This is a genomic window from Micromonospora sp. DT229 (assembly GCF_049844505.1).
GTDB lineage: Bacteria > Actinomycetota > Actinomycetes > Mycobacteriales > Micromonosporaceae > Micromonospora.
The window spans coordinates 1-25,150 of the sequence record NZ_JBNCLD010000012.1; the positions used below are offsets into that span (position 1 = coordinate 1).

Below are 25,150 nucleotides of genomic sequence, written 5' to 3' on the forward strand. Positions count from 1 at the left end.
GCCGGCACGGGGCATAAACTACTTGGCACTGGCTTATCAAACACCCTGTTGAGTTCTCAAAGAACAACCACACACCATCAGACAACCCACCAGGGCCACCATCCGGGGCTACCGTTCCAATCCCGCACCCGCCGCTCTCGCGCCGGGCACTTTTACTACGTTACCCGGTGGTTTCCGCCGTGTCAAATCGGCTTGCGCCGCTTTGTCATGCTTCCACCCGTTCTCCGGGCACCCCGATCTGATCGGCTTGCGCCGTTCGTATCGGGGTTTCGGCAGGCCAGCCGCTGCGGTTTCCCGCTAGCGCGCCTGGGTCCCTGCCGGCGGCCAACCATACCCGGTCGGTTCCGCCTCGCCAAATCCGCCTCGCGACGGGTTCGGGGCACCGCCCGGCCCGGTCTCGAGGCGGTGGTGCCGCTCGTTCCCGGGGTCGACCTGCGCTCCGGCCTTCGGATCTTTCGACCCGTTTCGCCCGTTCCGCGCTGGCAGAGAGAAAGTTACGCGTCCGACGGATTGAACGTCAAATCCGCCGGACGCGTCGCGCGTCACACCCCCTGGCGGGGCCTCACCGGACCTCGCCGGAAACCTCCAGCTCCACCCCGGCGAAGGACCGCTTGCCCCGACGCAACACCAGGTACCGGCCGTGCAGCAGGTCCTCCGTCCCGACCACGGCGTCGACCTCGGTCACCCGGTTGTTGTTGACGTAGGCGCCACCCTCGGTGATCACCCGGCGGGCCTCCTTCATGCTGGGCACCAGGCCGGACTCCTTGAGCAGGACGGCCACCTCCGGCAACTCGTCCAGGCGTACCAGGCCGGCTTCGGTGAGGGCGGCGCGCAGGGTCGCCGGCGACAACTCCGCCAGGGAGCCACGACCGAACAGGGCCTGGCTGGCGGCGACCACCTGGGCCATCTCCCGCTCGCCGTGCACCAGGGTGGTGAGTTCCTCGGCGAGAGCACGCTGGGCGGCACGGGAGGCTGGACGTTCCGCGGTCTCCTTCTCCAGCGCTTCGAGTTCCTCCCGGGAGCGGAAGCTGAAGTAGCGCAGGTAGCGCCCCACGTCGCGATCGTCGACGTTGATCCAGAACTGGTAGAACGCGTACGGGCTGGTCATCTCGGGGTCGAGCCAGATCGCGCCGCCCTCGGTCTTGCCGAACTTCGAGCCGTCGGACTTGGTGACCAGCGGGGTGGTGAAGCCCTGCACCGGACCCGCGCCACGCCGCCGGACGTAGTCGACCCCGGCGGTGATGTTGCCCCACTGGTCCGAGCCGCCGAACTGGAGTTGGCAGCCGTACCGGCGATGCAGTTCGAAGAAGTCGTTGGCCTGGAGCAGCTGGTAGCTGAACTCGGTGAAGCTGATGCCGCTCTCCAGCCGGGCCCGGACCACCTCCCGGGCCAGCATCTTGTTGACCGGGAAGTGCTTGCCCACGTCCCGGAGGAACTCCACCACCGACATCTCGCCGGTCCACTCCAGGTTGTTGACCAGCTGGGCCGCGTTGTCACCGGTGTACGACACGAAGGGCGCGAGCTGGTCGCGGATGCGCTGGACCCAGCCGGCGACCACCTCGGGCGGGTTGAGGGTGCGCTCGGCGCTCTCCTTCGGGTCGCCGATCTGCCCGGTCGCACCGCCGACCAGCAGCAGCGGACGGTGTCCAGCCAGTTGCAGACGACGTGCCGTGGTCACCTGCATCAGATGGCCGACATGCAGGCTGGGCGCGGTCGGGTCGAACCCCACATAGAAGACGGCCGCCGGGCCGTCGAGCAGTGCGCGCAGATCGTCAGGGTCGGTGGAGTCCTGGATCAGGCCGCGCCACCGCAGGTCGTCTAGGAAGGAGTCCCGCCCGGCCGGCGGGAGGCTGCTGTCGGTCACGGTCACCGATTCTCCCCCATCAGCACCTCTGCGCCCTATCGGGTTGGCAGCCCTGCGACCTCGGTCGGGTGACCTTGCCAAGATCGAGGAGGCCGCCGTGGAGATGTCCCAGCTCTCTACCGGTCTCTTCGCCCTACTCGGCTTGGAGTACGGCGAGGCCGGCGGGGACCGGGTGACGGTCCGCCGGCGGGTACGCCCGGAGCTGCTGCTCCGCCTCCAGAACCTCTACCCCGGCAGCTGAGCAGGCAGCTTCACGCCCGATGCCGTGGGCAGGTCGAGTGACCGGGCGACAATGCCGGTTTCGCGGTAGTTAGCGGCACTCTCGGCGATATCGTCGCCTCGATGACCGCGTCCGCGTCACCGTCGAGGTGAAGAAGCTGCTCGCGGCCACCCTCGGCATCCTCTCCGCAGTCGGTGGCTTCGTCGACATCGGCGACCTGGTCGCCGCCGGTCAGGCCGGTGCCCGCTTCGGCATGTCGCACGCCTGGGTGCTGCTGCTCGGGGTGATCGCGATCTGCGCGTACGCCGAGATGGCCGGACGGATCGCGGCGGTGACCGGCCGGGCGGTGTTCGACCTGGTCCGGGAGCGGCTCGGGGCCCGGATGGCCCTGGTCAACCTGGTGGCCTCCTACCTGGTCACCGTGATCACCCTGGCCGCCGAACTGGGCGGGGTGGCGTTGGCGTTGCAACTGGCCAGCGGGGTGCCGTACCTGCTCTGGGTGCCGGTCGCCGGGGCGGCGGTGTGGCTGGTGCTGTGGCGGGTGCGTTTCCCGGTGATGGAACGGCTGTTCGGGCTGGCCGGGCTGACCCTCGTGGTCTTCGCCGTGGCGCTGTTCTGGTTGCCGACCGACTGGGCGGCGCTCGGGCGGGGGGCGGTGAGCATCGACGACGGCGGCCAGGGGTGGGGGGCGTACTGGTTCGTCGCGGTGGCGTTGTTCGCCTCCACGGTCAGCCCGTACGAGGTCTTCTTCTTCTCCTCCGGCGGGGTGGAGGAACGGTGGAGTTCGGCGGACCTGGCCGATGCCCGGTTCAGTGTGCTGGTCGGTTTCCCGATCGGCGGGTTCCTCGCCCTGTCGTTGATCGCCACCGCGACGGTGGTGCTGCGGCCCGCCGGCCTGACGGTCTCCGACCTCGGCGAGGTGGCCCACCCGGTGGTGCTGGCCTTCGGTGGGGTGGGGCTGGCGATCGCGGCCCTGGCCTTCTTCGCGGTCACCTTCGGGGCCGCGCTGGAGACCGGGCTGTCGGCCGCGTACGCCGCCGCGCAGTACTTCGGCTGGCAGTGGGGTAAGCGGGTCGACCCGCGCGAGGCCGCCCGGTTCCACACCGTGCTGCTGGTCAGTGTGCTGCTGGGGGTGTTGCTGCTGCTCACCCGGATCGATCCGGTGACCCTCACCGAGTACATGTTGATCATCAGTGCGGTGGCGTTGCCGCTGACCTACCTGCCGATCCTGGTGGTGGCCAACGACCGCACCTACCTGGGCGACCGGGTCAACGGGCGGTGGCTCAACGCCCTGGGTGCGGTCCTGCTGCTGATCATCGTGGCTGCGGCGATCGCCGCCATCCCGGTGGCCATCGGGACCAGAATGGGGCAGTGAGGATCCAGATCAGCCATGATCTGCTCGACCGCCAACTCGTCGACCTCGACGGCCGGCTGATCGGCAAGGTCGACGATGTGGAGTTCGCCCTGGACGCGCAGGGGAGGCCGTACCTGCGGACCCTGCTGACCGGGCCGGGGGCACTCGGGTTGCGGGTCGGTGGCCGGATCGGCCGGATGCTGGTGCTGACCGCGGAACGCTTCGTCGCCGAGCCGCCGATGGTGCCGCTGCGCATCCCGTACGGGCTCGTCGCGGGTATCGACAGTGCGGTACGGCTGCGGGTACGGGCCGAGGATCTGCCCACCTCTCCGGTGGAGCTGTGGCTGCGTCGCCACCTGATCGGCAGGATTCCCGGAGCCGGCCGTGCGGGCGGGTGAGTTGCTGGGCCGCACCGCGTACGACGAGCAGGGCCGGCGGTTGGGTCGGGTGGTGGATCTGGTGGTACGGGGTACCCCGGGCGGGCCGCTGCGGTTGACCGACCTGGTGGTGACCCGCCACTGGTACGGCCGGCTCAGCAGTCGGTTGATCGGCCCGGAACGGCACCCCTCCGGGCCCTGGGCGATCCGGGCGGTCGCCCGGCTGCTGGGCCGCAGCACCGTGCAGGTGCCGGTGCACCGACTCAGGTTCGATCCGCCGGTGCCAGGTCTTCCTGTGGATCCCGCGCCGCGTTGACCGACCGCGCCCCCGCCTGCGGCCCCTGCCCGGCCGCAGTCTGGCCGGTCGGATTCTGGCCGGCCGTCTCCTGGCCGGTCGGATTCTGGCCGGCCGTCTCCTGGCCGGTCGCCTGCTGGGGCGCCTGCTGTTCAACCTCCTCCTGGTCAACCGCCTGCTGGTCGGTCGGCTGCTGGTCGGTCGGCTGGGCGTCCGGTGCCAGTTCGGCGGGGCGGCACAGCCGTACCCCGTTGATGGCCCGGTCGTCGACCTGGGTGACCTCCAGGCGCCACCCGTCGACCGTCAGGTGCTCGCCGACGGTGGGGATCCGGCCGAGGCCGGCGAGGACCAGGCCGGCGACCGTGGTGTAGTCGCCCTCCGGGCGGGAGGGCAGTTCCACCCCGATGTCCAACAGGTCGTGGATCGGGAAGGTGCCGGACAGCAGCAGCGCGCCGTCGTCGTCGGTGCGTACCTCGCGGATGTCCCGGTCGGTCTCGTCGTAGATCTCCCCGACGATCTCCTCCAGGACGTCCTCCAGGGTGACGATGCCCTCGACGGCTCCCCGTTCGTCCACCACCAGCGCCATGTGCTGGCGTTCCGCCTTGAACTGGCGCAGGGCGTCGACCACCGAGCCGGAGTCCGGCAGCAGCATCGGCGGTCGTACGCACTCGTCGACCGGCTGGTCGTCGCGGACCCCGACCAGGTCCCGCAGGTGGATGACCCCGACGGTCTCGTCCAGGCCGCCGTGGCGGACCACCGGAGCCCGGGAGTGCCCAGAGGCGGCCAGCACCAGTCGGGCCGCCTCGGTGGTGGTGCCGCTGTCCAGGCAGAAGACCCGCAACCGGGGCACCAGTACGGCGCGCAGCTTCCGGTCGGCGATCTCCACCGCACCGGCGATGATGGTCTGCTGCTCCTTGGTGAAGCCGTGGTTGCCGGCGACGATGTCCCGTAGTTCGTCGGGGCTGATCTCGTCCCGCTCGGATTTCGGGTTCAGCCCGACCAGTCGGACCACCAGGTCGCTGGTGGCGCCCAGCAACCACACCGCCGGGCGGGTCAGGGCGGCGAGCAGGTCCAGGGGGCGGGCGACGAGCAGGGCCCACCGCTCCGGGATCTGCATCGCGATCCGTTTCGGGGCTAGTTCCCCGAAGACCAGGGTGACGAAGGTCAGGGCCAGTGTGACCAGCACGATGGCCATCGGTTCGGCGGCTCGGCCGAACATCTGCAACAACGGCGTCAGGGGCCGGGCCAGCGACACCGCCGCCGCCGCCGAGGCCAGGAAGCCGGCCAGGGTGATGCCGATCTGGATGGTGGCCAGGAATCGGTTGGGGTCGCGGGCCAGCCGGGCCAGGATCTCTCCGGCTCGGCCGGTGCGGGCCAGCCGCTGGATCTGGCTGTCGCGCAGCGACACCAGAGCCAGCTCACTCCCGGCGAAGATCGCGTTGATGATGATCAGGACTGCGACCAGGGCCAGCTGACTCCAGTAGCTGTGCACGCCCGGTTCCCCCTCGTAGGACCGCGCCCGCTGGCGCCGACGGTGGAAGTCCCACCGACGTAGCGGTGCCTATGCCCACTCGCCGCGATGGTGAATCATCCTCCGCGCCGGGTCACCCGTCCGGTAGATCCAGCACGTACGAGGGGCCGTGGGGGCGGAACCCGATGCGCCGGTAGTAGGGGGCCCGCATACCCGGTGGGCTGACCACCCGACGGAATCCCCGATCGGTGAACAGGCTGCTGCGTCGGTAGACGAACTCCCCCGGGGTGAAGTCCCGGAAGGCCGGGGTGACGTAGTCCAGGTCCACCTGGGCCACCCCCTCTCCGGCGTCGTGGGCCAGCACCACGCCGACGACCTCGTCGGCGCGAACCACCAGGAAGGCCGACCGGCCGGGCACCGGCTCGGGGCGGAAGCCGGGATTGAACCGGGCGATGTCGGCGGCGTGCACCCGCAGGGTGTGGGCCAGGAAGGCGTCGTCGGCGCCCACCTCGACCACCTGGTAGGTCTGCTCGTCGTGCCGGGTGGCCAGCAGCCTCCGCAGATACCAGATGTTGATCACCGACAGTACGACGTTGAGCCCCACCATGGGCCACACCTGGACGGCGGCGTTGTAGCCGATGAGCACCAGGCTGCCGATCAGGTTGACCGCCCGTAGCCGCAGGATGCGGGTCTGCACCAACGACCAGACCAGCAGCGCGGAGCCGGCCCAGCCGACGAGTTCCAGCCAGTTCACCCCGCGAGGGTAGTGGCCGCCCAGGTCAGCGCGCCGTCCGGGCGGGGTCAGGCCGGCAGTTCCAGCAGGTACTCCTCGATCTCCTCGCCCCGGCCCGGGGCGTACGCCCGCTCGGTGGCCCGGACGACGAACCCGCAGCGACGCAGCACGGTCAGCGAGGCGATGTTGTCCGTCGCGGTCCGCGCGTACAGGGGGCGACGGGTCACCTCGCGCAGCAGCGCGGCCAGCGCCCGGGTGGCGTACCCCCGGCCCCACCGGGTCGGGTCGATCCAGTAGCTGACCTCGGTGCGTCCCTCGGCGGGAAAGGCCAGCACATGCCCGACCACCGCGTCGTCGACCGTAACCGTCCAGGCCAGATTCTGCGGGTCGGTCAGGATGTGGACCCAGTGTGCGGCGAACGCTCGGGGGTCGGCCGGGTCGGCGGCGCCGAAGGCGGCCATCCGGGCGGCCTCGGGGTCCAGTTGGTGGGCGTAGAACTCCGGCAGGTCGTCCTCGGCGACGGCACGCAGCCGTAAGTCGTCGCTCATCGCCGATGACGATACGCCCTGCCCGCGGCAGGGCCTTTGGTCCCGGGCCGAGCGGGCCCTAGCCCCTGCCACACCCCACCGGTCACAGGAGACCCTTGGGCCACAGGGCAGCCGCTGGGGCAGCACGGTGACGAGATTGGGCAGGGGTGCATCCGTGAGCACTGACACCGTCACCCGGCAGGTGACCCCCGGCGGCCTCAGTTGCGCCGAGGCCGTCCAGCGACTGCGCCGCGACGGGCCGAACACCACCGAGGCGCCGCCCCGCCGGCTCACCCACGGGCTGCCGGGAGTCGCCCTGGGCGCCGAACCGGCGGAACCCGGCACCCTGCGCCGGGCGCCCCGCGCACCGCAGGAATCGGTGCTCGGGGCGGGGCTGGGCCGACACATCCTGGTCGCTGGAGCGTTGATCTCGGCAGTGACCCTCGGTGCGGGCGTACTCGCCGCACACTGGGAACGGCCCTGGCAGTCGGTCGTCTTCGTGGTGCTGGGTCTGGCCCAGCTCGGGGTCGCTCTGGCGGTCCGCGCGCCACGGCCGCCCGGTGGACGGCGGGACAACCCGGCGCTGCCGTTGGCCGTGGCCGTCTCCGCGCTGCTACAGGTCGCCGGGGTGCTGGTGGCACCCCTGCGGGACCTGCTGGGCACCCAACCGCTGGGGGGCCGTGGACCTGCTCGCCTGCGCGGTGGTGAGCGTGCTGCCCGGTCTGATGCTCCGGCTGACGATGCGGAGTCGTCGGGGTCGGTGGCCGTGACCTGGCGCGATGGGTCAGGCTGATAGTGATCCGAAGGAGGACTCGATGAACAGCAAGACCGCCCCCGTCGTGGTGGGTGTGGACGGTTCCGAGATGGCCCTGCACGCGGTACGCGCCGCTGCCCGGGAGGCCGCGTACCGGCAGCTGCCGCTGCGGGTCGTACACGCCTTCATCTGGCCGTTGATGAGGGTGCCGTTGGGTCCCGCGCCGGGGGCGCCGGCCGACGCCGGCCTGCGTAACCAGGCCGAGCAGTTCGTGACCGAGGCGGTGGCCGAGGCTACCAAGATCGCCCCGGAGGTCTCCGTCACCGGCGCGGTGGTGCACGGCGCGGCACCGGCGGTCATGCTGGCCGAGTCCGAAGGCGCCGCCCTGCTGGTGCTCGGCAGCCGGGGCCTTGGTGGTTTCGCCGGGCTGCTGCTCGGCTCGGTGGCCGTGCAGCTCAGTGCCCGGGCCACCTGCCCGGTGCTGGTGGTCCGGGGTGAGCAGCGCGCCGACGGGCCGGTGGTCGTCGGGGTCGACGGCTCGCCCGCCTCCGACGAGGCGGTCGGGTTCGCGTTCGAGGAGGCCGCCCGGCGCGACACCGAGCTGGTGGCTGTGCACTCCTGGCTCTACCCGACGCCGGCCGGTCCGGGCGACATCCTGCCGCTGGTCTACGACCTGGACGCCTTTCAGAAGCAGGAGGAGCAGATCCTCGCCGAGGCGGTGGCGCGCTGGTCGCCGCGGTACCCGAAGGTGCCGGTGCGGCAGTCGCTGGTGCGTGGCTCCCCCGCCCGGGTGCTGGTGGAGCAGTCCCGTGGCGCCCAACTGGTGGTAGTCGGGGCGCGGGGACGCGGGGCGTTGGCCGGGTTGCTGCTGGGCTCGGTCAGTCACGCGGTGCTGCACCACGCGGACGCACCGGTGGTGGTCGTCCGCGAGCCGCGTACCGTCGAAGGATCTTGATCGGTGGGGTCGCGCCGCTCCCCCGGCGCGACCCGCTCAAGGTGCGGGTCGCCACGGCCCGCCGTGGGCCGTGCCCGTAACGGGTGTGTCGGGGGCCGGTCTGCCGGCCGGCGACGTTCGACAATGAGGCGACGACCTCTGGAGGCATCATGAACCGACCTGTCGTAGTGGGGGTGGACGGCTCCCCGCCGAGCCTGGTCGCCGCCGAGCACGCGGCCCAGGAGGCGGTGTGGCGCTCCCGTCCGCTGCACCTGGTGCACGGCTACCTGCATCCACTCGGCTACGGGGTACCGATCAACCCCTACGAGGTGGGTCTGCCGGCGCCCTCGGAGGACGGGCGGAAGATGCTCGAACAGACCGCCACCGAACTGGTCGACCGGTGGCCCTCGCTGACCGTCGAGGTGCGGCAGGTCGCCGGTGGACCCGGTGCGACCCTGGTCGAGGAGTCCCGTCGGGCCGAGTTGGTCGTGGTGGGCAGTCGGGGTCTGGGCGGCTTCGCCGGTCTGCTGCTCGGGTCGGTCGGCACCCAGGTGGCCGCGCACGGGCACTGCCCGGTGCTGGTGGTCCGCCCACCGGACCGGCCGCTGCCGACCGACGGGCCGGTGGTCGTCGGGATCGACGGCTCCGAGTCGGCGGAACTCGCCGTCGGGCACGGCGCCGAGGAGGCGGTCCGACGCGGAGGCCCGCTGGTGTTGATGCACATCTGCGGGGAGCGGGACATCGACGGGGAAAACCTGCTGGCCACCGCCGCGGCGGCCACCCGAGGCAGCCACCCCGGGCTGACCGTCGAGGAACGGGTGGTCACCGGCCGCAAGCCCGACGAGGCGCTCATCGAGGCCTCCGAGCAGGCGGCGCTGGTGGTGGTCGGATCCCGAGGTCGGGGCGGCTTCGCCGGCCTGCTGCTCGGCTCGGTCAGCCAGGCGCTGGTGCACCACGCCCGCTGCCCGGTGCTCGTCGCCCACCCGCACGCCGCCGACCACGTCGTCTGACCGGCCGCCGGCCCCGCAGGTCGTCCTGCGGGGCCGGGCCGTCCTACCGGCTCGTGTTGCCGGCTCATTCTGCCGGGCTCGTGTCGCCAGGCCGGGTTGCCGGGCCGGGTTGCCGGGCCGTTCTGCCGTCCCCTGCCGGGCCTGATCACCGGGCCGACCGGTGGGCGGCGACGGTCAGGGGTGGTCACCCCGGAGCAGCTGCGCGAAGTCGGTCGTCAGGGCGAAGGGGTCGGCCGGGCCGGCGGCGGGGGCGTTGCGGTGCACCTGCCCGGCCAACTCGGCGGCGGCCCGCTCGATCCGGGTCCGCAGGGCGCCCTGCGCCGTACCGCCGGACCAGTCCTCCGAGGCCGCGAAGACGGCGGTCGGCAGCACCACCGCCCGCAGGTAGGTGAACATCGGCCGGATCGCGTGTTCCAGGGCCAGCGAGTGCCGGGCGGTGCCGCCGGTCGCGCCCACCAGCACCGGCCGACCTCCCAGGGCCTCGGCGTCGACCAGGTCGAAGAAGGACTTGAACAGCCCGCTGTACGAGGCGTTGAAGATCGGCGTCACGGCGATCAGCCCGTCCGCGCCGGTGACCTGCTCCAGCACCTGCCGCAGCGGCTCCGCCGGGAAGCCGGTGAGCAGGTGGTTGACGATGTCGTGGGCGTGTTCCCGCAGCTCGACCGGGTGCAGGGTGACCTGTTCGCCGTACCCGATCAGCGCGTCGCGGGTGGCGGCGGCGAGCTGGTCGGCGAGCAGCCGGGTGGACGAGGGCTGACTGAGCCCGGCCGAGACCACGGCGATGGTACGCACGCTCACCGGCCGGCCTCCGTCCCGGCGCTCTTGTCGGTGGCGGCCTGCTCGGCGGCGGCGCGCAGCGAGGCGTGGGTGGGTGCCGGCGGTACGTGCGCCGGACGCAGCGACTCGAACTCCTTGCGCAGCACCGGTACGACCTCCTCCCCGAGCAGGTCGAGCTGCTCCAGCACGGTCTTCAGCGGCAGACCGGCGTGGTCGACGAGGAACAGTTGTCGCTGGTAGTCGCCGACGTAGTCACGGAAGCCGAGGGTCCGGTCGATGACCTGCTGCGGGCTGCCCACGGTCAGCGGGGTCTGCGCGGTGAACTCCTCCAACGACGGACCGTGCCCGTACACCGGGGCGTTGTCGAAGTAGGGGCGGAACTCGCGTACCGCGTCCTGGGAGTTCTTGCGCATGAACACCTGGCCGCCGAGGCCGACGATGGCCTGGTCGGCGGAGCCGTGGCCGTAGTGCGCGAAGCGCTGCCGGTACAGCCCCACCATGCGGCGGGTGTGCTCGGCGGGCCAGAAGATGTGGTTGGCGAAGAAGCCGTCCCCGTAGTATGCGGCCTGCTCGGCGATCTCCGGGCTGCGGATGGAGCCGTGCCACACGAACGGCGGCACCCCGTCGAGCGGACGTGGCGTCGAGGTGAACGACTGCAACGGGGTGCGGAACTTGCCCCGCCAGTCGACGGTGTCCTCCCGCCAGAGCCGACGCAGCAGGTCGTAGTTCTCGATGGCCAGCGGGATGCCGTTGCGGATATCCTGCCCGAACCAGGGGTAGACCGGGCCGGTGTTGCCGCGCCCCATCATCAGGTCCACCCGGCCGTCGGCCAGGTGCTGCAACATCGCGTAGTCCTCGGCGATCTTCACCGGGTCGTTCGTGGTGATCAGGGTGGTCGCGGTGGACAGCAGCAGCCGCTCGGTGCGGGCGGCGATGTAACCCAGCATGGTGGTGGGCGAGGAGGGCACGAACGGCGGGTTGTGGTGTTCGCCGGTGGCGAAGACGTCGAGGCCGACCTCCTCGGCCTTGAGCGCGATGGTGACCATCGCCTTAATGCGCTCACGCTCGGTCGGCTCCCGCCCGTTTGTCGGGTCGACGGTGACGTCACCGACGGTGAAGACTCCGAACTGCATGATGCGCTCCTCGTGTCGTCCGACCGGGACAGGTGGCCCCGGTGCCCCCGACAACATATTTGACGAGTCAACTATTCCGCGACTCGGCCTCCCCTCATGTCCCCCATCACGGCACCTCCACTCCCACCTGCGTTCGACACGCGCGCCGGAGCACACGGCAAGCCTCGGCTCGTAGGATGAAGGCGGCCTGCCAGATCAGGAGGACCTTGATGGTTCGGACGTTCACGGCTGCCGTCCACCAGGAAGAGGACTAGATCCTCGTCCTGCCAGCGACGCAACAGCAGCCGCGGAGTCCGCAGGGACGCAGCATCGCCGGAGCTTGTCACGCCGGGCACTCCTTTCGTAGCACGTCCGCGATCACGAGGCGATGGACCATCCGGCCGGAAGGCTCCTGGTGGATCTTCTCGCGGGTCTCGGGCCGGCGTTACCCGCCACGCTGTGGCGGCGGGTGGCACGGTTCGCCCGCCGGGACGCCTTCGACAACTCCGGTCAATCCATCTTGACCTGCAGCTCTTCAGCCAAGGTCGAGAACGCGACCGGATCGGCGAAGACATAACCGGACTCCTCGTTGGCGTCCATGAGGCTGATGAACACCCGCGGATCCGCGTTCCCGTCGGGCAACAGGAATGTGTGAATCTCGAAGATCGTCACCATGTCGAGGTACCGCCCGGAACCACACTCCAGGTGCCAGCCAAACTCACGGCCGTTGACCAGCATCCGGATGCGCTCCCCGTCGTCGCCGTCAAGCAGCTCCACATCGGTGATAGTCACGGCACCGCCAGTACAGGCGGTGAACCTGTCGAACAGATCTCGGTAACCACTCAGCAGGGTGTCCACCTTGGGGTCCACCCGGACGCCGACACCCAGCTCGTCCATGAGGTCGATCAGGGCACGTGCGTTGTCATCGCCGTAGTACGACAGTGGTTCGTCACGAATGTCCGCGAGACTCGCCACCGCTGCGGGCGCGACGATGCCCAGTTCCACTGCCCGGTCCGCGACCTGACCGACCGTCTCCAATGGCGCCATTTGTTGCCCTTCCCCCGATGCGGACGCGCCGACGCGTGATGCTCGCACGGCACCGCCGAACGGGCAATCGGCCAGGGTGATCCGTGGTGGCCGGGCGGTCGCTGACCTGCCCATCACCGATCTCGATGACCCGCCAGACCCCGTCAGCGCGTAGGGCAAGGTCACCGTGACGAACGGCAGGCCCAGTGCGGTGATCATCGGTGTGACCGCGTCAAGGTCCACGTCGCGGGCCGGGAAGTCGTTCGGGCTGTCCGGATGTGAACTGACCAGGACGCAACCGCCGTTGATCCACCAGGTTCGAGCCTCGGCGGAGGTGAATCGCCCCTAACGGCGTAGGACGATCCCGCCGACGAAGTCCTCCCCCGCAGGTGGCTTGCCACCTCGATGAGGCTGCGGACCCGGTCTACTTCCATTCCCGGCGGATCGGTTGCCCGGCGATCTGCCGGGACGAGAGGCGGGCAGGCCGACGTCCGAGTGGTTGAAAGTTGCCGTGATGGAAAATATCTGAAATGGTTTCCGCTATGGAAAGTAACCTCCCGGTCCCGAGCCCTGCCGAGGCCCGCGAGGCGCTGGCAAACATCAGCGCCGCCCAGCGCGCCGTGCGGGACACGCCGTGGCCCACGTGGATCTACCCGGTCAACGCCCTCCTGCTGGGCACCATGACGCTGACCTTCGCGCTGGGCGACGACGGCTTCGTCCTCCTGCTCGCCGCGAGCGGCGTCCTCATCGCGGTCAACATGCTGGCCGGGTACCGGATGGGTACGCCGTTCGCGCTGCCCACCAGTCGCGCCTTCCTCGCCTTGATCGGCGCCGCGATCGCATGCTTGTTGACCGCGTTCATCGTCGCCGAGTTCACCGCGCAGACATGGCCGATCGTCGTCCTCGCCATCACGGCGGCCGCCTTCTACCTGGCAGGCGGCGCAGCGCACCGGCGGTCGACAGGGGCGCCCCGATGACCGCGAACCTCGACCCGATCATTCACCCGGTGCACCGGCTGCGAATCTGCGCGATGCTCGTCGCCGGCAGCACCCTGGAACTGTCGGTCATCAAGGACCATTTGGCGCTGAGCCCGTCGGCACTGAGCAAACAGGTCGCTGCCCTCGTCAACGCGGGTTACGTGAAGCAGGAGCGTCTCGGCTCCGACACTCGGCGGGTGTGGCTGTCGATGACACGTCAGGGGCTGAGGGCGTATCAGGGGCATGTCGCCGCGCTCCAGGAGATCGTCGACTCGGCGACGGCTCCCACCTCGGACTAGCCGACTCAGCTGGCCGGGCAACGGAACCCGTACCCCGATGGTGCCAGCGCAGTTGCTTGATCGTGCCCAGAATGTCGCGGGCGGCGGCGGCCACTTCGCAGCCTGCGGTACGGCAGACCGGGCAGGTGCCGTCGGGTGTCGGTTGATGCTCGCGCAGGGTCCGGCGGGCGGGGAGCTGCCCTTCATCGAGGCGGCCGAGCGGGATCAGGCTGAGGCGCCGGCCAACTAGGCAGGGTCACGCAACAGGCTCGGTGGCCAGTCGCCCACGGCGGTACGCCGAGACTGTCGGATCACCCGTCAGCCAGTAGCGCCATGGTCGCTCGCTCGCCCGGCTGACACCGACCCTCGGTCCGCATGAGACGGCCGCAGGCGGGCCGGTAGGCGGGCCGGTCCGACCACGCCAAGCATGCGAGGCGGGATCGGTTTCGCCCGCGTACGCCTCGACCTCGGTCAACTCGATCGTGACCGAGCCATCAGGTGTGTGATGGGTCAGCGTCCAGCCGATCAGGGCCGGGGCTACCACAGGTGCGGGTTGCGCCAAGATGGCGAGCAGGTCAGGCGACAAGGAATGCACTCTCCGGACTCTCGACAGCAGAGGCTCGCCAGGTGACACGAACATCTTCGCCTCGGGGGAACCGGGCACCCTTGCGGCGTGGCATCACCCCGTTGGCCGACACCTCCCAGCCCAGCAGGGTGCGCGCGGTCTGCGCGATCTCGGCGGCGGGGGCGCTCAGCCAGGGATGGTCCACCCGTCCAGGTAACCCGATCCCACCTCGACCGGCAACCGGTCACCTACCTGCCCGGTCGTGCCAGCGCAGTTGCCGGATGGTGGTGAGGATCTCGCGAGCGGTGCCGGCCGCCGCGCAGCCCGCCGTACCGCAGACCGGGCAGGTGCCCTCCGGGGTCGGACGATGCTCCCGCAGGGTACGGCGGGCGGTCAGGGCCAGCCGGTTGAGGATCTGGGCCAGGGACAGGAAGGGGGCGGTCATGTCGGCGACACCCCGACAGCGGTGGCCAACCGGATGATCGTCGCCGGGGCGTACGGGCTCCGGGCCACCTGGGCGAGCACCTCGCGGGCCGGAGGCCGGTGCCGTACCTCGGCCGGTGCGGTGCCGTCGGCTTCCAGCAGCAGCCGGGCGGCATCGACCGGTTCGGCGGCCTGGAGGTGGGCCCGGGCGGCGTCGACCAGGTGGGCGGCGCGGTGTTCGGCGGGCAGCCACCGCCAACCGGCGGCCCGGATGGTCCGCTCGTGCCAGGCCACGGCCCCGCCCACGTCACCCAACTGGGTCGCCGCCACCATCCGGGCCGCCGCGACCGCGGTGGGTCCGAACCCCGTACGGTGATGATCGTGGCCCTCGCCCACCCGGGCGGCCAACTCGGCGGCCTCCTCTAGCAGGCTGGCGGTGACCCCTTCGTCGCCGTGCCGGGCCGCCGCCAGAGCGGCCTGCACGAGCAGGGTGCCGCACAACGACAGATGCGCCGGTGGACCGGCGTCGAGATCCGGCGGAGCGATGCGGTACGCGGCGGCCCGCAGCACCGCCAACGCCGGCCGGGCCCGGCCGGTGGCCCGTAACACCTGCCCCAGTTGCACCCCCGCCGCCGCCACCAGCACCGCGTCGCCGGTGGCGACCGCCATCGCCCGATCGGCGGCGAGCCAGGCCAGTTCCCCCTCGCCGAGCTTCACCAGCAGGGAGGCGGTCACCCGGTACGCCTCCACCAGCGACTCCCGCCCCGGCACCGGATCGCGGGCGTAGGCCCGCTGCACGTCCAGCAGCAGTCGCGGCAACGCTTCGATCAACTGCGGGTACCTGGCGTGCTGGTAGGTGGTCCAGGCGTGCTCGACCGTACGGGCCAGTTGCCCGGTCGGCGGCACCTCCCGGGGCGGCAGCCGCCCCACGGCCATCTCGTAGGTCGACAACGCCGCCCGGACCCGTTCCACACCGTCCGCCCGGGCCCGCACCTCGCTGTGGCGGGTGTCGCGGCCGAGCAGTACCGACTGATCGATGCGCAGCACGGCGGCGATGTCGGCGAGGGTGGAAACCTTGTCCAGCGACCGGGCGCCGCGCTCCACCTTGTCCACCCAGCTCTTGGACTTGCCCAGCCGATCGGCGAACACCTGCTGCGACATCCGCCGCCGACCCCGCCAATACGCCACCCGCCGCCCGATCGGCAACCCCTCACCCACCGGACCACCCCGACATGAACCGGCCATCCGCCTGCCTCCTCGCACCAATCGGAAGCGGCGAAATGGTCGCCCCGAAATCGGAAGGAGCACCGATCCGCCGCGTGCCGGTGGCGGAGCAGGAGACTAAGCCGCTCACACAAGACTCCGTGCAGCCACCGCCCGATCACGCTAAGGAGCGCCGCGCCCGGAATGGGGTACGTGGCGTACCCGGTGACAAGGCGTACCTACAGTTCGGTGACCCCGATCCGCTGGGCCAGGTCGACCGCCTCGGCGCGCACCGATGCCGGTGCTTCCCGACACAACCGGCTGACCATGTCCTGCGCGACCGGCGAGTACCGGACCGTCTCCGGTGATGTCGCCTCCGCCCGCGTCAGGAGATGCAAGGTCGCCTCCCTGGCACCCTCCAGATCGGCTGAACGAGCAAGCTCCACGAAATGCCGACCCCGACGCTCGACCGATGGGATCGACGCCGGGTCCAAGGCGTACGCACGACGTCGCGCCTCATCCGGGTCGCCCAACTCGACGGCACACATCACGGCATACACGTCGACCAGGGGCCGAGACACTCGCGTACGCACACCCACGAAGCCGTCCGGCAACGCCCGCTCGACAACCGCCCGCGCGTCATTCCAATCCGACCACGCACCCTGGTCACCGGCTCGGGCACGAGTCAGCGCCGCACAGAGGTGAAGATCGGCCAGCATCTCCGCCCACTCCGGTCCGCCATCCGCGATCCGAGGTTCGATCAGTCGGCGGGCCTCCCGAAGCCGCTCCAGCGCCTCATCAGATCGGCCGACGGAGCGCAGCAGGTGCGCGGTGTACCAACTAGCCTGGGAGATGGCGAGGGGGTCATCGGCGTCCAGGGCAGCGCTCATTCCCCGATCGACGGTGAGCCAGACCAACTCCCGGTCGCCATGCCATGCGAGGAAGGCCTGCGCGAGGTGGTGAGCCTGCGCGAGCAGGGTGAGACTCGTACGCCGATCTGCCCCGGAGTGCAATCGAGCCGCTCGCTGAGTGGCATCCAGCAGGCCGGGCAGAATCTCTCCGGCCGCCGTGCGCTGATGCCGGGAGGTGTGCCAGGTCTGCCAGGCCGAATCCACCGCACCACGCAGATAGTCGGTGCTCTCCGGTTCACCGTCGACTGTGATTCGCCACGCGGTCAGCGCTCGCCGTACATCGTGCACCGCCGGATGGCTGACCCGAGCGTCAAGGGACAACGCCACGGAGGGGCCGAAGAGATCACCAAGATCCCGTACCCCCAGATGCGGAGCCATCTGCTGCGCGGTCCGCAAGGTCAACGACCGCCTGCCGTTCTCGATGAACTTCACCGTCGTCGGCGACAGCCCACTGAGGCCGGCAAGACGCTCGCGCGAGAGCCCGGCAGCCCGACGAAGCCGTTCCACCCGCTGACCCGGAGTGGGTTGTTGCTGACCAGCCACAGCACACCTCAACCGTAGGGGTACATCAGGTACCCACGATACGTCGCGCATCGGTCGCCTTGAAAGTGAGCCCTCACGGTCAGGGTGCGCAGCGGGCGCGGGCTATGACCTCCTCGGCGGGTAGCGGGCTGGCGGGGTGGTGGGTGAGGCAGAGCGGGGTGCGGGCCTTGCGGAACGGCTGCCCCTCGACCGCCACGTAGAACTGCCCGCTGCTCAGCCGCGAGATGTCCGGCACGTCACCGCCCTTGAACCGCGCCATCTCGCGGGCCGCCTCGATGTGTACAGGCGCGTTGAGCAGCCCGAAGAACTGGGTCGCCGCGTTGCCCGGGATCTGGTTGTGCAGGCCCTTGGGCGCCTGGGTGGCGAAGACCAGACCCAGGCCGTACTTGCGGGCCTGGGAGGCCAGCATCAGGGTGCTGCGGGTGCAGGTGGTGACCGGGCCGGACGGCGCCAACGTCTGCGCCTCGTCCATCACCAGCAGCGCGCCCAGCGGTCGGTCACCGGCCGGATTGCGCTTGATCCAGGAGAAGAGGGCCATCTGGAGCTGGTTGACGAAGCTCTGCCGCTTCTCGTCACCGGACAGCCCGACGAAGCTGATGATGGAGACGCGGGCACGCTTGCCGGGTGCCGGGGTGAGCAACATGCCTGGATCGGCCGCCTCCCCCGTACCCCCTAACAGGGGGTCGTTGATCCGGGCGGCCTCCAGGTTCTCCGCCAGGTCCGCGGCGATTCCCGGTGCCCCGGTCAGTTCACTGACCCCGTCGGGGAGGTCGCGTAGCAGGCTGATCAGGCCGACCAGGCTGGCCGGGCCCTCGCAACGGCCGTAATACCGCAACGCCTGCCGCAGCACCGCCTGACCCCGCGTCGCCTTCGCGGTGTTGGCGGCCACCTGCGCCCGGGGGGCCAGCGCGTCGACCGCGCTGTCGACCGCCTGGGTGAACTCGTCAGGGTCGTCACGCACCCCACCGAAGTCCGGCAGAGGTTGGAAGGTCAGGGGTCGTCCGCCCGCTCGCCCCGGGGTCCACACCACGACATCGGTCGAGTCGAGATAGTCGGCCGCGGCCCGTGCGTCGGCGTCGCTCCACGCCGAGGGTGCCTGCGGCCAGGCCTCGCCGAGACGAGCCAAATCGTTGTTGGGGTCCAGGACGATCGCGGAGACCCCACGCAGGGCACACTCCTCGACCAGTCGCCGGATCAGCACGGTCTTGCCGGAGCCCGACCCGGCGAAGATCGCCACGTGCTTGCGTAGCGCGGCCAACTCCAGATCGACCGGTACGCCCCGGTCGACCTCGACCCCCAACCGTAGGAACCCCCCGGCCGGTACGACCGACCCCGCCGACCGAACCGGCGCCGCCGGACCGGTCGGGGCTGCCTTCGTACCGGCCGCCGTCGATCCGGGGGTCGGATCGCGGCCGGCATCGGCCAGGGCGACCGACAGCAGTCTGGTACGCGAGGCCGGGCGGCGGTCCGCCAGCCAGGCCTGCAGGCCCTCCGGTTCCTCGGCCAGCAGTGCCCGCAGCGCCACCAGGCTGCGGAGGTCCTCCTCGCTCAGCGGTAGCGTCCGCCCACCGGCCGCGACGAACTCCTCGACCGCTCGGCGTCGCTTGGGGCTTTCCGACCACTGCTCGTTGCGCAGCACGAACAGCCGCCGCCGCGTGACCCCGTGGGCCAGCCCGGCGGCCACGCAGGCGTTGCGCAGCCGGGCCAACTCGGCGTTGTAGTGCTGCTCGGCGATCGCCCGGAAGGCCCAGTGCGCCTCGCTGCCGGTCTGCTCGTCGAGGGTCCGCCGCAGCCGGGCGTGCAGGACGGGCCCGCGTGCCGGGATGGTGTCCTGGGTGAAGTCGGCGTCCGGGCCTTCCCGGATCCAGGCGTCGAGGGCGGCGGCCAGCAGCGGTGGCACCTGGCTGTCCTCGTTGGCGGCGTCGAGCAGACCCGCCACCTGCGCCTGGGCGCGCAGTGCCGCGTACCGCTGATCCAGTAGTCGAAGTGCGCGGCCGTCGGCCGACCCGGACGCCGCCGCCGTCTGGGCCGTGGCGGCCAGGGAGGTCATCTCGACGACCTCACGGTTGAGCACACACGAGCGGATGTGCCGCTCGATGTTGATGAGCAACTGCCGTGGGGTGAAGTCGACCGCGTCGGCGAAGGCCTCGGGCCGCACCGGCCAGGTCGGGTACGGCGGGACGAAGTCGACCTCCGCGTAGTGCCCCGCCAGCCGACGCTCGACCAGGGCCCGGCCCACGACAGCGTCGGGGATCGCTTCGAGGATGGCCGTCTCGCGGAACCGGTCCTGGACCGTGTCGACCGCGTTGCTCTTGATCAGTTCCCAGGAGACGGGCAGCAACGACAGGACCGTCACCGTACGCCGGGTCATCTCGCGCAACTCCATCAGCCCGCTGGCGACCTGGTCGAGCAGGACGGCCTGCTGCCAACGGTCGGCCTCACTGTCCGCCGCACCGCCGGCCGATGCGCTCGGCACGTGACTGCGGTTCGCCACCTGCGCGATCAGGCCGTCGACCTGGTCCACCGCGATGACCGAGGGGCCGGTCAGCGCAAGCAGGAAGGACACGTCCGAGACGATCTCCTGAGGCAGTCGCCGAGTCGGCCGGATGCCCCACCCGGCACGCTCCCCGGTCTCCGCCTCGTCACCGGCGAGCAGGTACGACATCCCGACATCCTGCGCCCGGTGGTCCATGCTGGCGAGCAGGGCCAGCGCCCGGGCGGTGTCCCGACAGCCGATCCCGATCTGCCGACTCAGACCACCCAGGGCGGCGATGAACTCGTTCAACCTGTCCACCGTCATCGGGGCCCGCCCGGCCACCGCCATCCTGGTCAGCACCGAGAGGCTGACCGCGTCGGTGAGACGTTGCAGGAACAGGTGCAGCTGGGTCGTGCCGTCCTCGTCGACCGCCTGATGGAGGCCGTCGAGTACCGACACCGCCACGCTGCGCCAGAAGGTGTTGGCGTCGAGCAGGTTGACCAGGAAGAAGTATCCGCCCCCGAGCTGGGTCACCTCACGGACCCGGCTGAGCAGGTGGGTCTTTCCGGCCCCGCGTTGACCCCGTACCGCTATGCCGATCGGGCTGGCGTCCCGGCTGCGCCGCGCCGCCGACAAGCCGTCCACGATGGTCGAGAGGACGTCCGAGTGCAGGCCGTCTACATGAAACCGTGGGTGGTGCCAGACATCGTTCCTGGTGGGCGCATAGTTGAAGTGCAGGTGGGCGAGTGCCTTCAACGCCGCTTCGGTCACGATGCCCCCATGGCGATCGAGTGCTTGGGTTGATCGCCGATCACCACCGCGGCGGCCCGGGTACGTCCGTCCAGCGTCTTCTGGTTGGCTTCCGGCACCAGGGTCACCCCACGGCGGCGGTGCAGCCGCCGCAGCGCCGCGTCGACATCCTCCGCGCCGAGGTCACCGACCAGGTCGCGCAGGTCGGCCAGGCTCACCAGGTCGCCGGCACGCGGTGCGAGCATCTGGTACGCCGCGCGCAGCCGCTCCTCCACCTCCGGCCCGTCCGGCCCGCTGGGCGTACGATCCTCCTCCGGCGCGCCGGTCCCGGCGGGGGCGTCCGAGGCGGTGACGAACTCACCGAGGCTGAGCTGCTGCGCGTCGAGGAAACGACCCCAACGCGAGAGCACGGCGTAGAGGGCACCACCGATGGCACCGGAACCGGGCGGCGGCGACGCGGCGGCGGCGAGCTGCGATCGGCAGTACGCCCAGCCCTTCTCGCCCAGCGTCAGCACGAGCCGGCCGGACACCCGTTCGACCTCGATCAGCTTCAGTCTCTCCAGCTTGTCCCGCGACGCCTTCTTGAGTTCGCAGCGGTGCTGCCGAGTCAGGCTGACGTTGGGTACCGCGACCGCCTCGGCCAGGAGAATGAAGAGCGTCGCGGTCTCGACCGTCGTCAGTCGCTCGTCCGGCATGTCAGTGTCCTTTCCGGGTTCGCCTACGAGTGGCGAGAAACTGCTGGAGAAGTGCTAGAACGTTCTCGATGTCGTCGTGAACCTGCGCGTTGGTAAAGCGGAGAACGGCGTACCCGTCGAGTTGAAGCAGCACGTCGCGCTGGCGGTCATCGGCGTACTTGCCCGCCGATCTGTGGTCGTCCCCGTCGAGTTCGACGACGCACCGTTCCCGCTTCCACAGCAGGTCGACACGGACCGGATTGACCAGGGGCCCCGGGCTGAGGGTGTGGTTCCACGCCCGGCCGACGGCCCACGGCCGGGTGGCCAGGGCGGCCTCGAGCAACGTCTCGGTACGGCTCGCCGGGTGGGGCTTGCCGTGTCGGCCGGCCCGGCGTGACTTCCCGGGCTGCCGCTCCCCCGGGTAGTGATCATCGGTCGTCCGTCCACATCGGACTGTACCGCGAACGGTGCTGTGGACCTTCGGCCCGGGTCGCCCGGCCGCGGTCGTCCCGGCCGGTCGAGCGATGCCGGCCTCCGGCAGCAGATCACCGGGGGCCGGTGAGCCGCTACTGATCCAGACGGCCAACCGACCGTGGTCGACAAGCCATTGCGCCGCCCGTACCAGAGCGAGGGCCTCGTTCTCGTCGAGGTCGTCGGGGGGTCGCAGCAACAACGCACACCCGGGTCGTCCGAGGGCGGCGGCGATCACCCGCGCCAGTCCGGCCGCCCGCATCTCGGGGGGATGCCGCCGGGTGTTGGGCCCCGCCCCGGCCAGGGCCCCCACGGCCAGATCGACGAGGAAGGGGCTGTACTGGGCCGTACCGGCGGCATGTGCGATCGCCAGCGATCGAACGGCGGCCAACCCGCCACCGGCCGTTGTCGCGATCCCCTCAGCACCGGGAAGCCAGGCGGGGAACAGTTGCGCCGCAACGGTTTCCAGTTGGTCCAGGCTGGCGGTGACCGTCGCGCTCTGACTCGAGGGTCCCACCGTCCTCTGCAGAACGACCGCCGGAGCGTTGGACGGGGCCGCCGCCACCGCTCGGTCCACATCCTCCGGTGCAAGGGTCCTGATCCACACCACCCGATCAGTGGGAAGGTCCAACAGGGAGAATGACAACAGTCCGCCTTACACGAGAGGTCGGCACCCATCCTGGCGAGCGCCCCCGGTAGGTGCAATCACCCAGTCGTGGATGCGTCACCGCTGACCGACCCCGGCCGCCAGCCGATCAAGGACACCGGCAGGTCCTCGACCAGGATGACATTGACCAATTTCCGGGCCGCCGCCACGAGTGTTCGACAAACCGGCACCAATCGCACGATGGCGGCAACCAGCCACCTGCGGACGCAATCCGATCGATCCGGATAGTCGAACTGCCGACAAGACGGACCATGCGGCGGATATCCGGGGTTTTACTGGCACTTGGCGGGTAATCGCGCGTACCGGCGCCGCCCGACAGGTGCCACGGTCTCGCAGTGAGGGAGTGCAAACCATGGCCGATCAGCAACCCACCATCATCTTCGTACACGGCGCGTTCGCCGAGTCGGCCAGTTGGAACGGTGTGATCGAGCGGCTGGGGGCGGGGTACAACACGGTGGCCGTGGCCAACCCGCTGCGCAGCCTCGCCGGGGACGCCGCGTACCTGGGGGACGTGATGCGGTGGGTCGCCGGGCCGGTCGTGCTCGTCGGTCACTCGTACGGCGGAATGGTGATCACGCAGGCGGCGGCCGACAATCCGACGGTGCGGGCACTGGTGTACGTCAACGCCCTGGCCCCGGACACCGGGGAGAGCGCGCTGTCGCTGTCCGGGCAGTTCCCCGGCAGCACCCTGGCCGGCAATCTGGTGCAGTATCCGGTGTCCTCCGGCGGCAACGAGGTGGCCATCGCCCAGGATGCCTATCACGGGCAGTTCGCCGCCGACGTCTCCGCCGACCTGGCCTCCCTCATGGCCCGGACCCAGCGCCCGGTCACCGAGCAGGCCCTCAACGACGGTCTGGTCGGGGATCCCGCCTGGCGGTCGCTGCCCAGTTGGTTCGTGTTCAGCGACGCCGACATGAACATCCCGGTCGCCGCGCACCGGTTCATGGCCGAGCGGGCCGACCCGCGCGGCCAGCGGGAGGTCGCCGGTGGCTCCCACGCCTTGTCCGTGTCCCAGCCCGGCGAGGTGGCCGAGAGCGTCATCGAGGCCGTCCGGGGCACCAGCTGATCTTGATCAGTAACTGGCTGTGGCAGCGTAGCTGCGCTGCCCTCGGCGTGTCGGCCAGCTGAACTGCCACACCCCCGCCCTCCCCCTGTTCCGGACGCCCCGACCGGCCCGGCGTGATGTCTGGGCGGCATCGGAGATGTCCGCAGGCATCACGCCGGGAAGGCGACCCCCGAACTGAAGGCTCAGCGGGGGACGACGGTTTCGGCGGCCCACTCGCGCCAGGTGGCCAGGTGATCCGCGGCGATGGCCAGTTGGTCGGCGACCGGGCCGGGGCCGGTGGAGCCGGGGGTGATCCGGGCGGCCAGGGCCGAGCGGACCGAGAGGACGTCGCGTACGGACGGGTCGAGGTGCTCGCTGACGGCGGCCAGGTCGGCGTCGGAGACCTCGTCCAGGGCGCACTCCCGGGCGGCGCAGAGGGCCACCAGCTTGCCGGTGATCTCGTGGGCGTCGCGGAACGGCACGCCCTTGCGGACCAGCCAGTCGGCCACCTCCGTGGCCAGGGAGAAGCCCACCGGTGCGGCGGCGACCAGGCGGTCGACGCGTACCGTCATGGTGGAGATCATCCCGGCGAGGGCCGGCAGCAGCAGTTCCAGGGTGTCGACGGCGTCGAAGGCCGGCTCCTTGTCCTCCTGCATGTCCCGGTCGTAGGTCATCGGCAGGCCCTTGAGCATGGTCAGTACGGCGACCAGCCCGCCGACGAGTCGGCCGGACTTGCCCCGGGCCAGCTCGGCGATGTCCGCGTTCTTCTTCTGCGGCATGATCGAGGAGCCGGTGGCGAAGGCGTCGTCCAGTTCCACCCAGCCGAACTCCTGCGAGGTCCAGAGCACCACCTCCTCGCCGAGGCGGGACAGGTGCACCCCGATCATCGCGGTGATGAAGAGGAACTCGGCGACGAAGTCCCGGTCGGCGACCGCGTCCATCGAGTTGGCGAAGGAGGTACGGAAGCCCAGCTCCTTGGAGACCGCCACCGGGTCCAGGGGCAGGCCCGACCCGGCCAGCGCACCGGCCCCGAGCGGGCTGACCGCGGCCCGGTGGTCCCAGTCGCGCAGCCGATCCAGGTCCCGCAGCAGCGGCTGGACGTGCGCCAGCAGCCAGTGGCCGAAGGTCACCGGCTGGGCGTGCTGGAGGTGGGTCATGCCGGGCGCGGCCGTGTCGACGTGCCGCTCGGCCTGCTCGACCAGGGCCTCGGCCAGTTCGACCAGCCGGGCGGCCACCCCCCGGGCATGGTCACGAAGGTAGAGCCGCAGGTCGGTGGCGACCTGGTCGTTGCGGGACCGCCCGGCGCGCAGCTTGCCGCCGAGGCTGCCGAGCCGCTCCAGCAGACCGCGTTCCAGCGCGGTGTGCACGTCCTCGTCGTCGACCGTCGGCCGGAAGGCACCGGAGGCGCAGGCGGCCTCCAGGTCGTCCAGGGCGGCGAGGATGCGGCCCAGTTCCTCCGGGTCGAGCAGGCCGGCACCGGCCAGCACCCGGGCGTGGGCCCGGGAACCGGCGATGTCGTACGGGGCCAGTCGCCAGTCGAACTGGACGCTCACCGACAGCCGGGCTAGGGCCTCCGAGGGGCCGCCGGCGAACCGGCCACCCCACAGGCTCGTACGGTTGGCTGCGGCGCTGTTCTCGGTCAGGGTCTTGTCGTCCACCCCGCCCATTCTGGTGGTCACGATCGCACCTCAATCAACCGGGCGTACCGAGGGT

General features: G+C 70.7%; 26 protein-coding genes and 1 pseudogene. 10 read left to right on the forward strand and 17 right to left on the reverse strand.

The annotated features are described in order from the left end of the window. Window positions 1-562: 562 nt before the first annotated feature. Window positions 563-1,864 carry a tyrosine--tRNA ligase gene (gene tyrS, locus ACLQ2T_RS19115; RefSeq protein WP_425767844.1) on the reverse strand — a complete coding sequence of 434 codons (1,302 nt, stop codon included), beginning with the start codon at window positions 1,862-1,864 and terminating at the stop codon, window positions 563-565. A gap of 103 nt (window positions 1,865-1,967) precedes the next feature. Here tyrS and ACLQ2T_RS19120 point away from each other — a divergent pair, with 103 nt between their 5' ends. The 4 genes from ACLQ2T_RS19120 (at window position 1,968) to ACLQ2T_RS19135 (ending at window position 4,131) form a co-directional block, all read left to right on the forward strand. Then, complete coding sequence (locus tag ACLQ2T_RS19120) at window positions 1,968-2,105, forward strand: hypothetical protein (RefSeq protein WP_425767714.1); 138 nt, start codon at window positions 1,968-1,970, stop codon at window positions 2,103-2,105. A gap of 127 nt (window positions 2,106-2,232) precedes the next feature. Continuing rightward, window positions 2,233-3,459 (forward strand): NRAMP family divalent metal transporter, encoded by a 1,227-nt coding sequence (locus ACLQ2T_RS19125; protein ID WP_425767715.1) that lies wholly within the window; start codon window positions 2,233-2,235, stop codon window positions 3,457-3,459. Next, window positions 3,456-3,836, forward strand: a complete 381-nt coding sequence (locus ACLQ2T_RS19130) for a hypothetical protein (protein WP_425767716.1) — start codon at window positions 3,456-3,458, stop codon at window positions 3,834-3,836. The genes ACLQ2T_RS19125 and ACLQ2T_RS19130 overlap by 4 nt, the downstream gene beginning before the upstream one ends. Continuing rightward, window positions 3,823-4,131, forward strand: coding sequence for a PRC-barrel domain-containing protein (locus ACLQ2T_RS19135; protein WP_425767717.1), 309 nt, complete (start codon window positions 3,823-3,825; stop codon window positions 4,129-4,131). The genes ACLQ2T_RS19130 and ACLQ2T_RS19135 overlap by 14 nt, the downstream gene beginning before the upstream one ends. Here ACLQ2T_RS19135 and ACLQ2T_RS19140 read toward each other — a convergent pair. The 3 genes from ACLQ2T_RS19140 to ACLQ2T_RS19150 all read right to left on the reverse strand — a co-directional run bounded on the left by ACLQ2T_RS19140 (window position 4,079) and on the right by ACLQ2T_RS19150 (window position 6,862). Beyond that, the gene (locus ACLQ2T_RS19140) at window positions 4,079-5,602 is read right to left on the reverse strand and encodes a hemolysin family protein (RefSeq protein ID WP_425767718.1); all 1,524 of its coding nucleotides are present in this window, start codon (window positions 5,600-5,602) and stop codon (window positions 4,079-4,081) included. The two genes, ACLQ2T_RS19135 and ACLQ2T_RS19140, sit on opposite strands and share 53 nt — an antisense overlap. Before the next feature lie 112 nt (window positions 5,603-5,714). Further along, window positions 5,715-6,335, reverse strand: a complete 621-nt coding sequence (locus ACLQ2T_RS19145; protein WP_425767719.1) for a hypothetical protein — start codon at window positions 6,333-6,335, stop codon at window positions 5,715-5,717. A gap of 47 nt (window positions 6,336-6,382) precedes the next feature. Further along, the gene (locus tag ACLQ2T_RS19150) at window positions 6,383-6,862 is read right to left on the reverse strand and encodes a GNAT family N-acetyltransferase (protein ID WP_425767720.1); all 480 of its coding nucleotides are present in this window, start codon (window positions 6,860-6,862) and stop codon (window positions 6,383-6,385) included. Window positions 6,863-7,016: 154 nt separating this feature from the next. Here ACLQ2T_RS19150 and ACLQ2T_RS19155 point away from each other — a divergent pair, with 154 nt between their 5' ends. The 3 genes from ACLQ2T_RS19155 (at window position 7,017) to ACLQ2T_RS19165 (ending at window position 9,539) form a co-directional block, all read left to right on the forward strand. Continuing rightward, the gene (locus ACLQ2T_RS19155) at window positions 7,017-7,634 is read left to right on the forward strand and encodes a cation transporting ATPase C-terminal domain-containing protein (RefSeq protein WP_425767721.1); all 618 of its coding nucleotides are present in this window, start codon (window positions 7,017-7,019) and stop codon (window positions 7,632-7,634) included. Between the two features lie 22 nt (window positions 7,635-7,656). Continuing rightward, window positions 7,657-8,550, forward strand: a complete 894-nt coding sequence (locus ACLQ2T_RS19160) for a universal stress protein (protein ID WP_425767722.1) — start codon at window positions 7,657-7,659, stop codon at window positions 8,548-8,550. 149 nt (window positions 8,551-8,699) lie between these two features. Further along, window positions 8,700-9,539, forward strand: a complete 840-nt coding sequence (locus ACLQ2T_RS19165) for a universal stress protein (protein ID WP_425767723.1) — start codon at window positions 8,700-8,702, stop codon at window positions 9,537-9,539. Window positions 9,540-9,713: 174 nt separating this feature from the next. On the opposite strand, the gene ACLQ2T_RS19170 is transcribed toward ACLQ2T_RS19165, so the two are convergent. The 4 genes and pseudogenes from ACLQ2T_RS19170 to ACLQ2T_RS19185 form a co-directional block, all read right to left on the reverse strand. Beyond that, complete coding sequence (locus ACLQ2T_RS19170) at window positions 9,714-10,337, reverse strand: FMN reductase (protein ID WP_425767724.1); 624 nt, start codon at window positions 10,335-10,337, stop codon at window positions 9,714-9,716. Next, window positions 10,334-11,449: an LLM class flavin-dependent oxidoreductase gene (locus ACLQ2T_RS19175; RefSeq protein ID WP_425767725.1), complete on the reverse strand. Its 1,116-nt coding sequence runs from the start codon at window positions 11,447-11,449 to the stop codon at window positions 10,334-10,336. The genes ACLQ2T_RS19170 and ACLQ2T_RS19175 overlap by 4 nt, the downstream gene beginning before the upstream one ends. 489 nt (window positions 11,450-11,938) lie before the next feature. Beyond that, window positions 11,939-12,475 (reverse strand): hypothetical protein, encoded by a 537-nt coding sequence (locus ACLQ2T_RS19180; protein ID WP_425767726.1) that lies wholly within the window; start codon window positions 12,473-12,475, stop codon window positions 11,939-11,941. Then, window positions 12,378-12,763: pseudogene (locus tag ACLQ2T_RS19185) on the reverse strand (ATP-grasp domain-containing protein). Before ACLQ2T_RS19185 ends, ACLQ2T_RS19180 begins: the two are co-directional and overlap by 98 nt. 221 nt (window positions 12,764-12,984) lie before the next feature. Here ACLQ2T_RS19185 and ACLQ2T_RS19190 point away from each other — a divergent pair. Both ACLQ2T_RS19190 and ACLQ2T_RS19195 read left to right on the forward strand, forming a co-directional pair. Beyond that, window positions 12,985-13,431, forward strand: a complete 447-nt coding sequence (locus ACLQ2T_RS19190; RefSeq protein WP_425767727.1) for a hypothetical protein — start codon at window positions 12,985-12,987, stop codon at window positions 13,429-13,431. Further along, window positions 13,428-13,730, forward strand: a complete 303-nt coding sequence (locus tag ACLQ2T_RS19195; RefSeq protein WP_425767728.1) for a transcriptional regulator — start codon at window positions 13,428-13,430, stop codon at window positions 13,728-13,730. Before ACLQ2T_RS19190 ends, ACLQ2T_RS19195 begins: the two co-directional genes overlap by 4 nt. 235 nt (window positions 13,731-13,965) lie before the next feature. Here the strand turns inward: ACLQ2T_RS19195 and ACLQ2T_RS19200 are convergent, their stop codons facing one another. The 8 genes from ACLQ2T_RS19200 to ACLQ2T_RS19235 all read right to left on the reverse strand — a co-directional run bounded on the left by ACLQ2T_RS19200 (window position 13,966) and on the right by ACLQ2T_RS19235 (window position 22,242). Beyond that, complete coding sequence (locus ACLQ2T_RS19200) at window positions 13,966-14,304, reverse strand: DNA-3-methyladenine glycosylase (RefSeq protein WP_425767729.1); 339 nt, start codon at window positions 14,302-14,304, stop codon at window positions 13,966-13,968. Continuing rightward, window positions 14,285-14,479, reverse strand: coding sequence for a hypothetical protein (locus ACLQ2T_RS19205; protein ID WP_425767730.1), 195 nt, complete (start codon window positions 14,477-14,479; stop codon window positions 14,285-14,287). Before ACLQ2T_RS19205 ends, ACLQ2T_RS19200 begins: the two co-directional genes overlap by 20 nt. 39 nt (window positions 14,480-14,518) lie before the next feature. Beyond that, on the reverse strand, window positions 14,519-14,719 hold the full coding sequence (locus ACLQ2T_RS19210; protein WP_425767731.1) for a hypothetical protein: 201 nt from the start codon (window positions 14,717-14,719) through the stop codon (window positions 14,519-14,521). Beyond that, window positions 14,716-15,942 (reverse strand): helix-turn-helix domain-containing protein, encoded by a 1,227-nt coding sequence (locus ACLQ2T_RS19215; protein ID WP_425767732.1) that lies wholly within the window; start codon window positions 15,940-15,942, stop codon window positions 14,716-14,718. The genes ACLQ2T_RS19210 and ACLQ2T_RS19215 overlap by 4 nt, the downstream gene beginning before the upstream one ends. Window positions 15,943-16,139: 197 nt before the next feature. After that, window positions 16,140-17,354 carry a helix-turn-helix transcriptional regulator gene (locus ACLQ2T_RS19220; protein ID WP_425767733.1) on the reverse strand — a complete coding sequence of 405 codons (1,215 nt, stop codon included), beginning with the start codon at window positions 17,352-17,354 and terminating at the stop codon, window positions 16,140-16,142. A 79-nt stretch (window positions 17,355-17,433) separates the two neighbouring features. After that, window positions 17,434-20,601 carry an ATP-binding protein gene (locus ACLQ2T_RS19225; RefSeq protein ID WP_425767734.1) on the reverse strand — a complete coding sequence of 1,056 codons (3,168 nt, stop codon included), beginning with the start codon at window positions 20,599-20,601 and terminating at the stop codon, window positions 17,434-17,436. Beyond that, window positions 20,598-21,275, reverse strand: a complete 678-nt coding sequence (locus tag ACLQ2T_RS19230; protein ID WP_425767735.1) for a hypothetical protein — start codon at window positions 21,273-21,275, stop codon at window positions 20,598-20,600. Before ACLQ2T_RS19230 ends, ACLQ2T_RS19225 begins: the two co-directional genes overlap by 4 nt. A 1-nt stretch (window position 21,276) precedes the next feature. Next, complete coding sequence (locus ACLQ2T_RS19235) at window positions 21,277-22,242, reverse strand: endonuclease domain-containing protein (RefSeq protein WP_425767736.1); 966 nt, start codon at window positions 22,240-22,242, stop codon at window positions 21,277-21,279. A 502-nt stretch (window positions 22,243-22,744) separates the two neighbouring features. Here ACLQ2T_RS19235 and ACLQ2T_RS19240 point away from each other — a divergent pair. Further along, the gene (locus ACLQ2T_RS19240) at window positions 22,745-23,458 is read left to right on the forward strand and encodes an alpha/beta fold hydrolase (RefSeq protein WP_425767737.1); all 714 of its coding nucleotides are present in this window, start codon (window positions 22,745-22,747) and stop codon (window positions 23,456-23,458) included. 182 nt (window positions 23,459-23,640) lie between these two features. Here the strand turns inward: ACLQ2T_RS19240 and argH are convergent, their stop codons facing one another. Next, window positions 23,641-25,104 carry an argininosuccinate lyase gene (argH, locus tag ACLQ2T_RS19245; RefSeq protein WP_425767845.1) on the reverse strand — a complete coding sequence of 488 codons (1,464 nt, stop codon included), beginning with the start codon at window positions 25,102-25,104 and terminating at the stop codon, window positions 23,641-23,643. Between the last annotated feature and the right edge of the window lie 46 nt (window positions 25,105-25,150).

Bases quoted from the DNA above. Each gene is read 5' to 3' on its own strand.
- ACLQ2T_RS19215 (WP_425767732.1), bottom strand. From the start codon at position 15,942: ATGGCCGGTTCATGTCGGGGTGGTCCGGTGGGTGAGGGGTTGCCGATC.
- ACLQ2T_RS19150 (WP_425767720.1), bottom strand. From the start codon at position 6,862: ATGAGCGACGACTTACGGCTGCGTGCCGTCGCCGAGGACGACCTGCCG.
- ACLQ2T_RS19210 (WP_425767731.1), bottom strand. From the start codon at position 14,719: ATGACCGCCCCCTTCCTGTCCCTGGCCCAGATCCTCAACCGGCTGGCC.
- ACLQ2T_RS19160 (WP_425767722.1), top strand. From the start codon at position 7,657: ATGAACAGCAAGACCGCCCCCGTCGTGGTGGGTGTGGACGGTTCCGAG.
- ACLQ2T_RS19240 (WP_425767737.1), top strand. From the start codon at position 22,745: ATGGCCGATCAGCAACCCACCATCATCTTCGTACACGGCGCGTTCGCC.
- ACLQ2T_RS19195 (WP_425767728.1), top strand. From the start codon at position 13,428: ATGACCGCGAACCTCGACCCGATCATTCACCCGGTGCACCGGCTGCGA.
- argH (WP_425767845.1), bottom strand. From the start codon at position 25,104: ATGGGCGGGGTGGACGACAAGACCCTGACCGAGAACAGCGCCGCAGCC.
- ACLQ2T_RS19180 (WP_425767726.1), bottom strand. From the start codon at position 12,475: ATGGCGCCATTGGAGACGGTCGGTCAGGTCGCGGACCGGGCAGTGGAA.
- ACLQ2T_RS19120 (WP_425767714.1), top strand. From the start codon at position 1,968: ATGTCCCAGCTCTCTACCGGTCTCTTCGCCCTACTCGGCTTGGAGTAC.
- ACLQ2T_RS19175 (WP_425767725.1), bottom strand. From the start codon at position 11,449: ATGCAGTTCGGAGTCTTCACCGTCGGTGACGTCACCGTCGACCCGACA.
- ACLQ2T_RS19230 (WP_425767735.1), bottom strand. From the start codon at position 21,275: ATGCCGGACGAGCGACTGACGACGGTCGAGACCGCGACGCTCTTCATT.
- ACLQ2T_RS19165 (WP_425767723.1), top strand. From the start codon at position 8,700: ATGAACCGACCTGTCGTAGTGGGGGTGGACGGCTCCCCGCCGAGCCTG.
- ACLQ2T_RS19190 (WP_425767727.1), top strand. From the start codon at position 12,985: ATGGTTTCCGCTATGGAAAGTAACCTCCCGGTCCCGAGCCCTGCCGAG.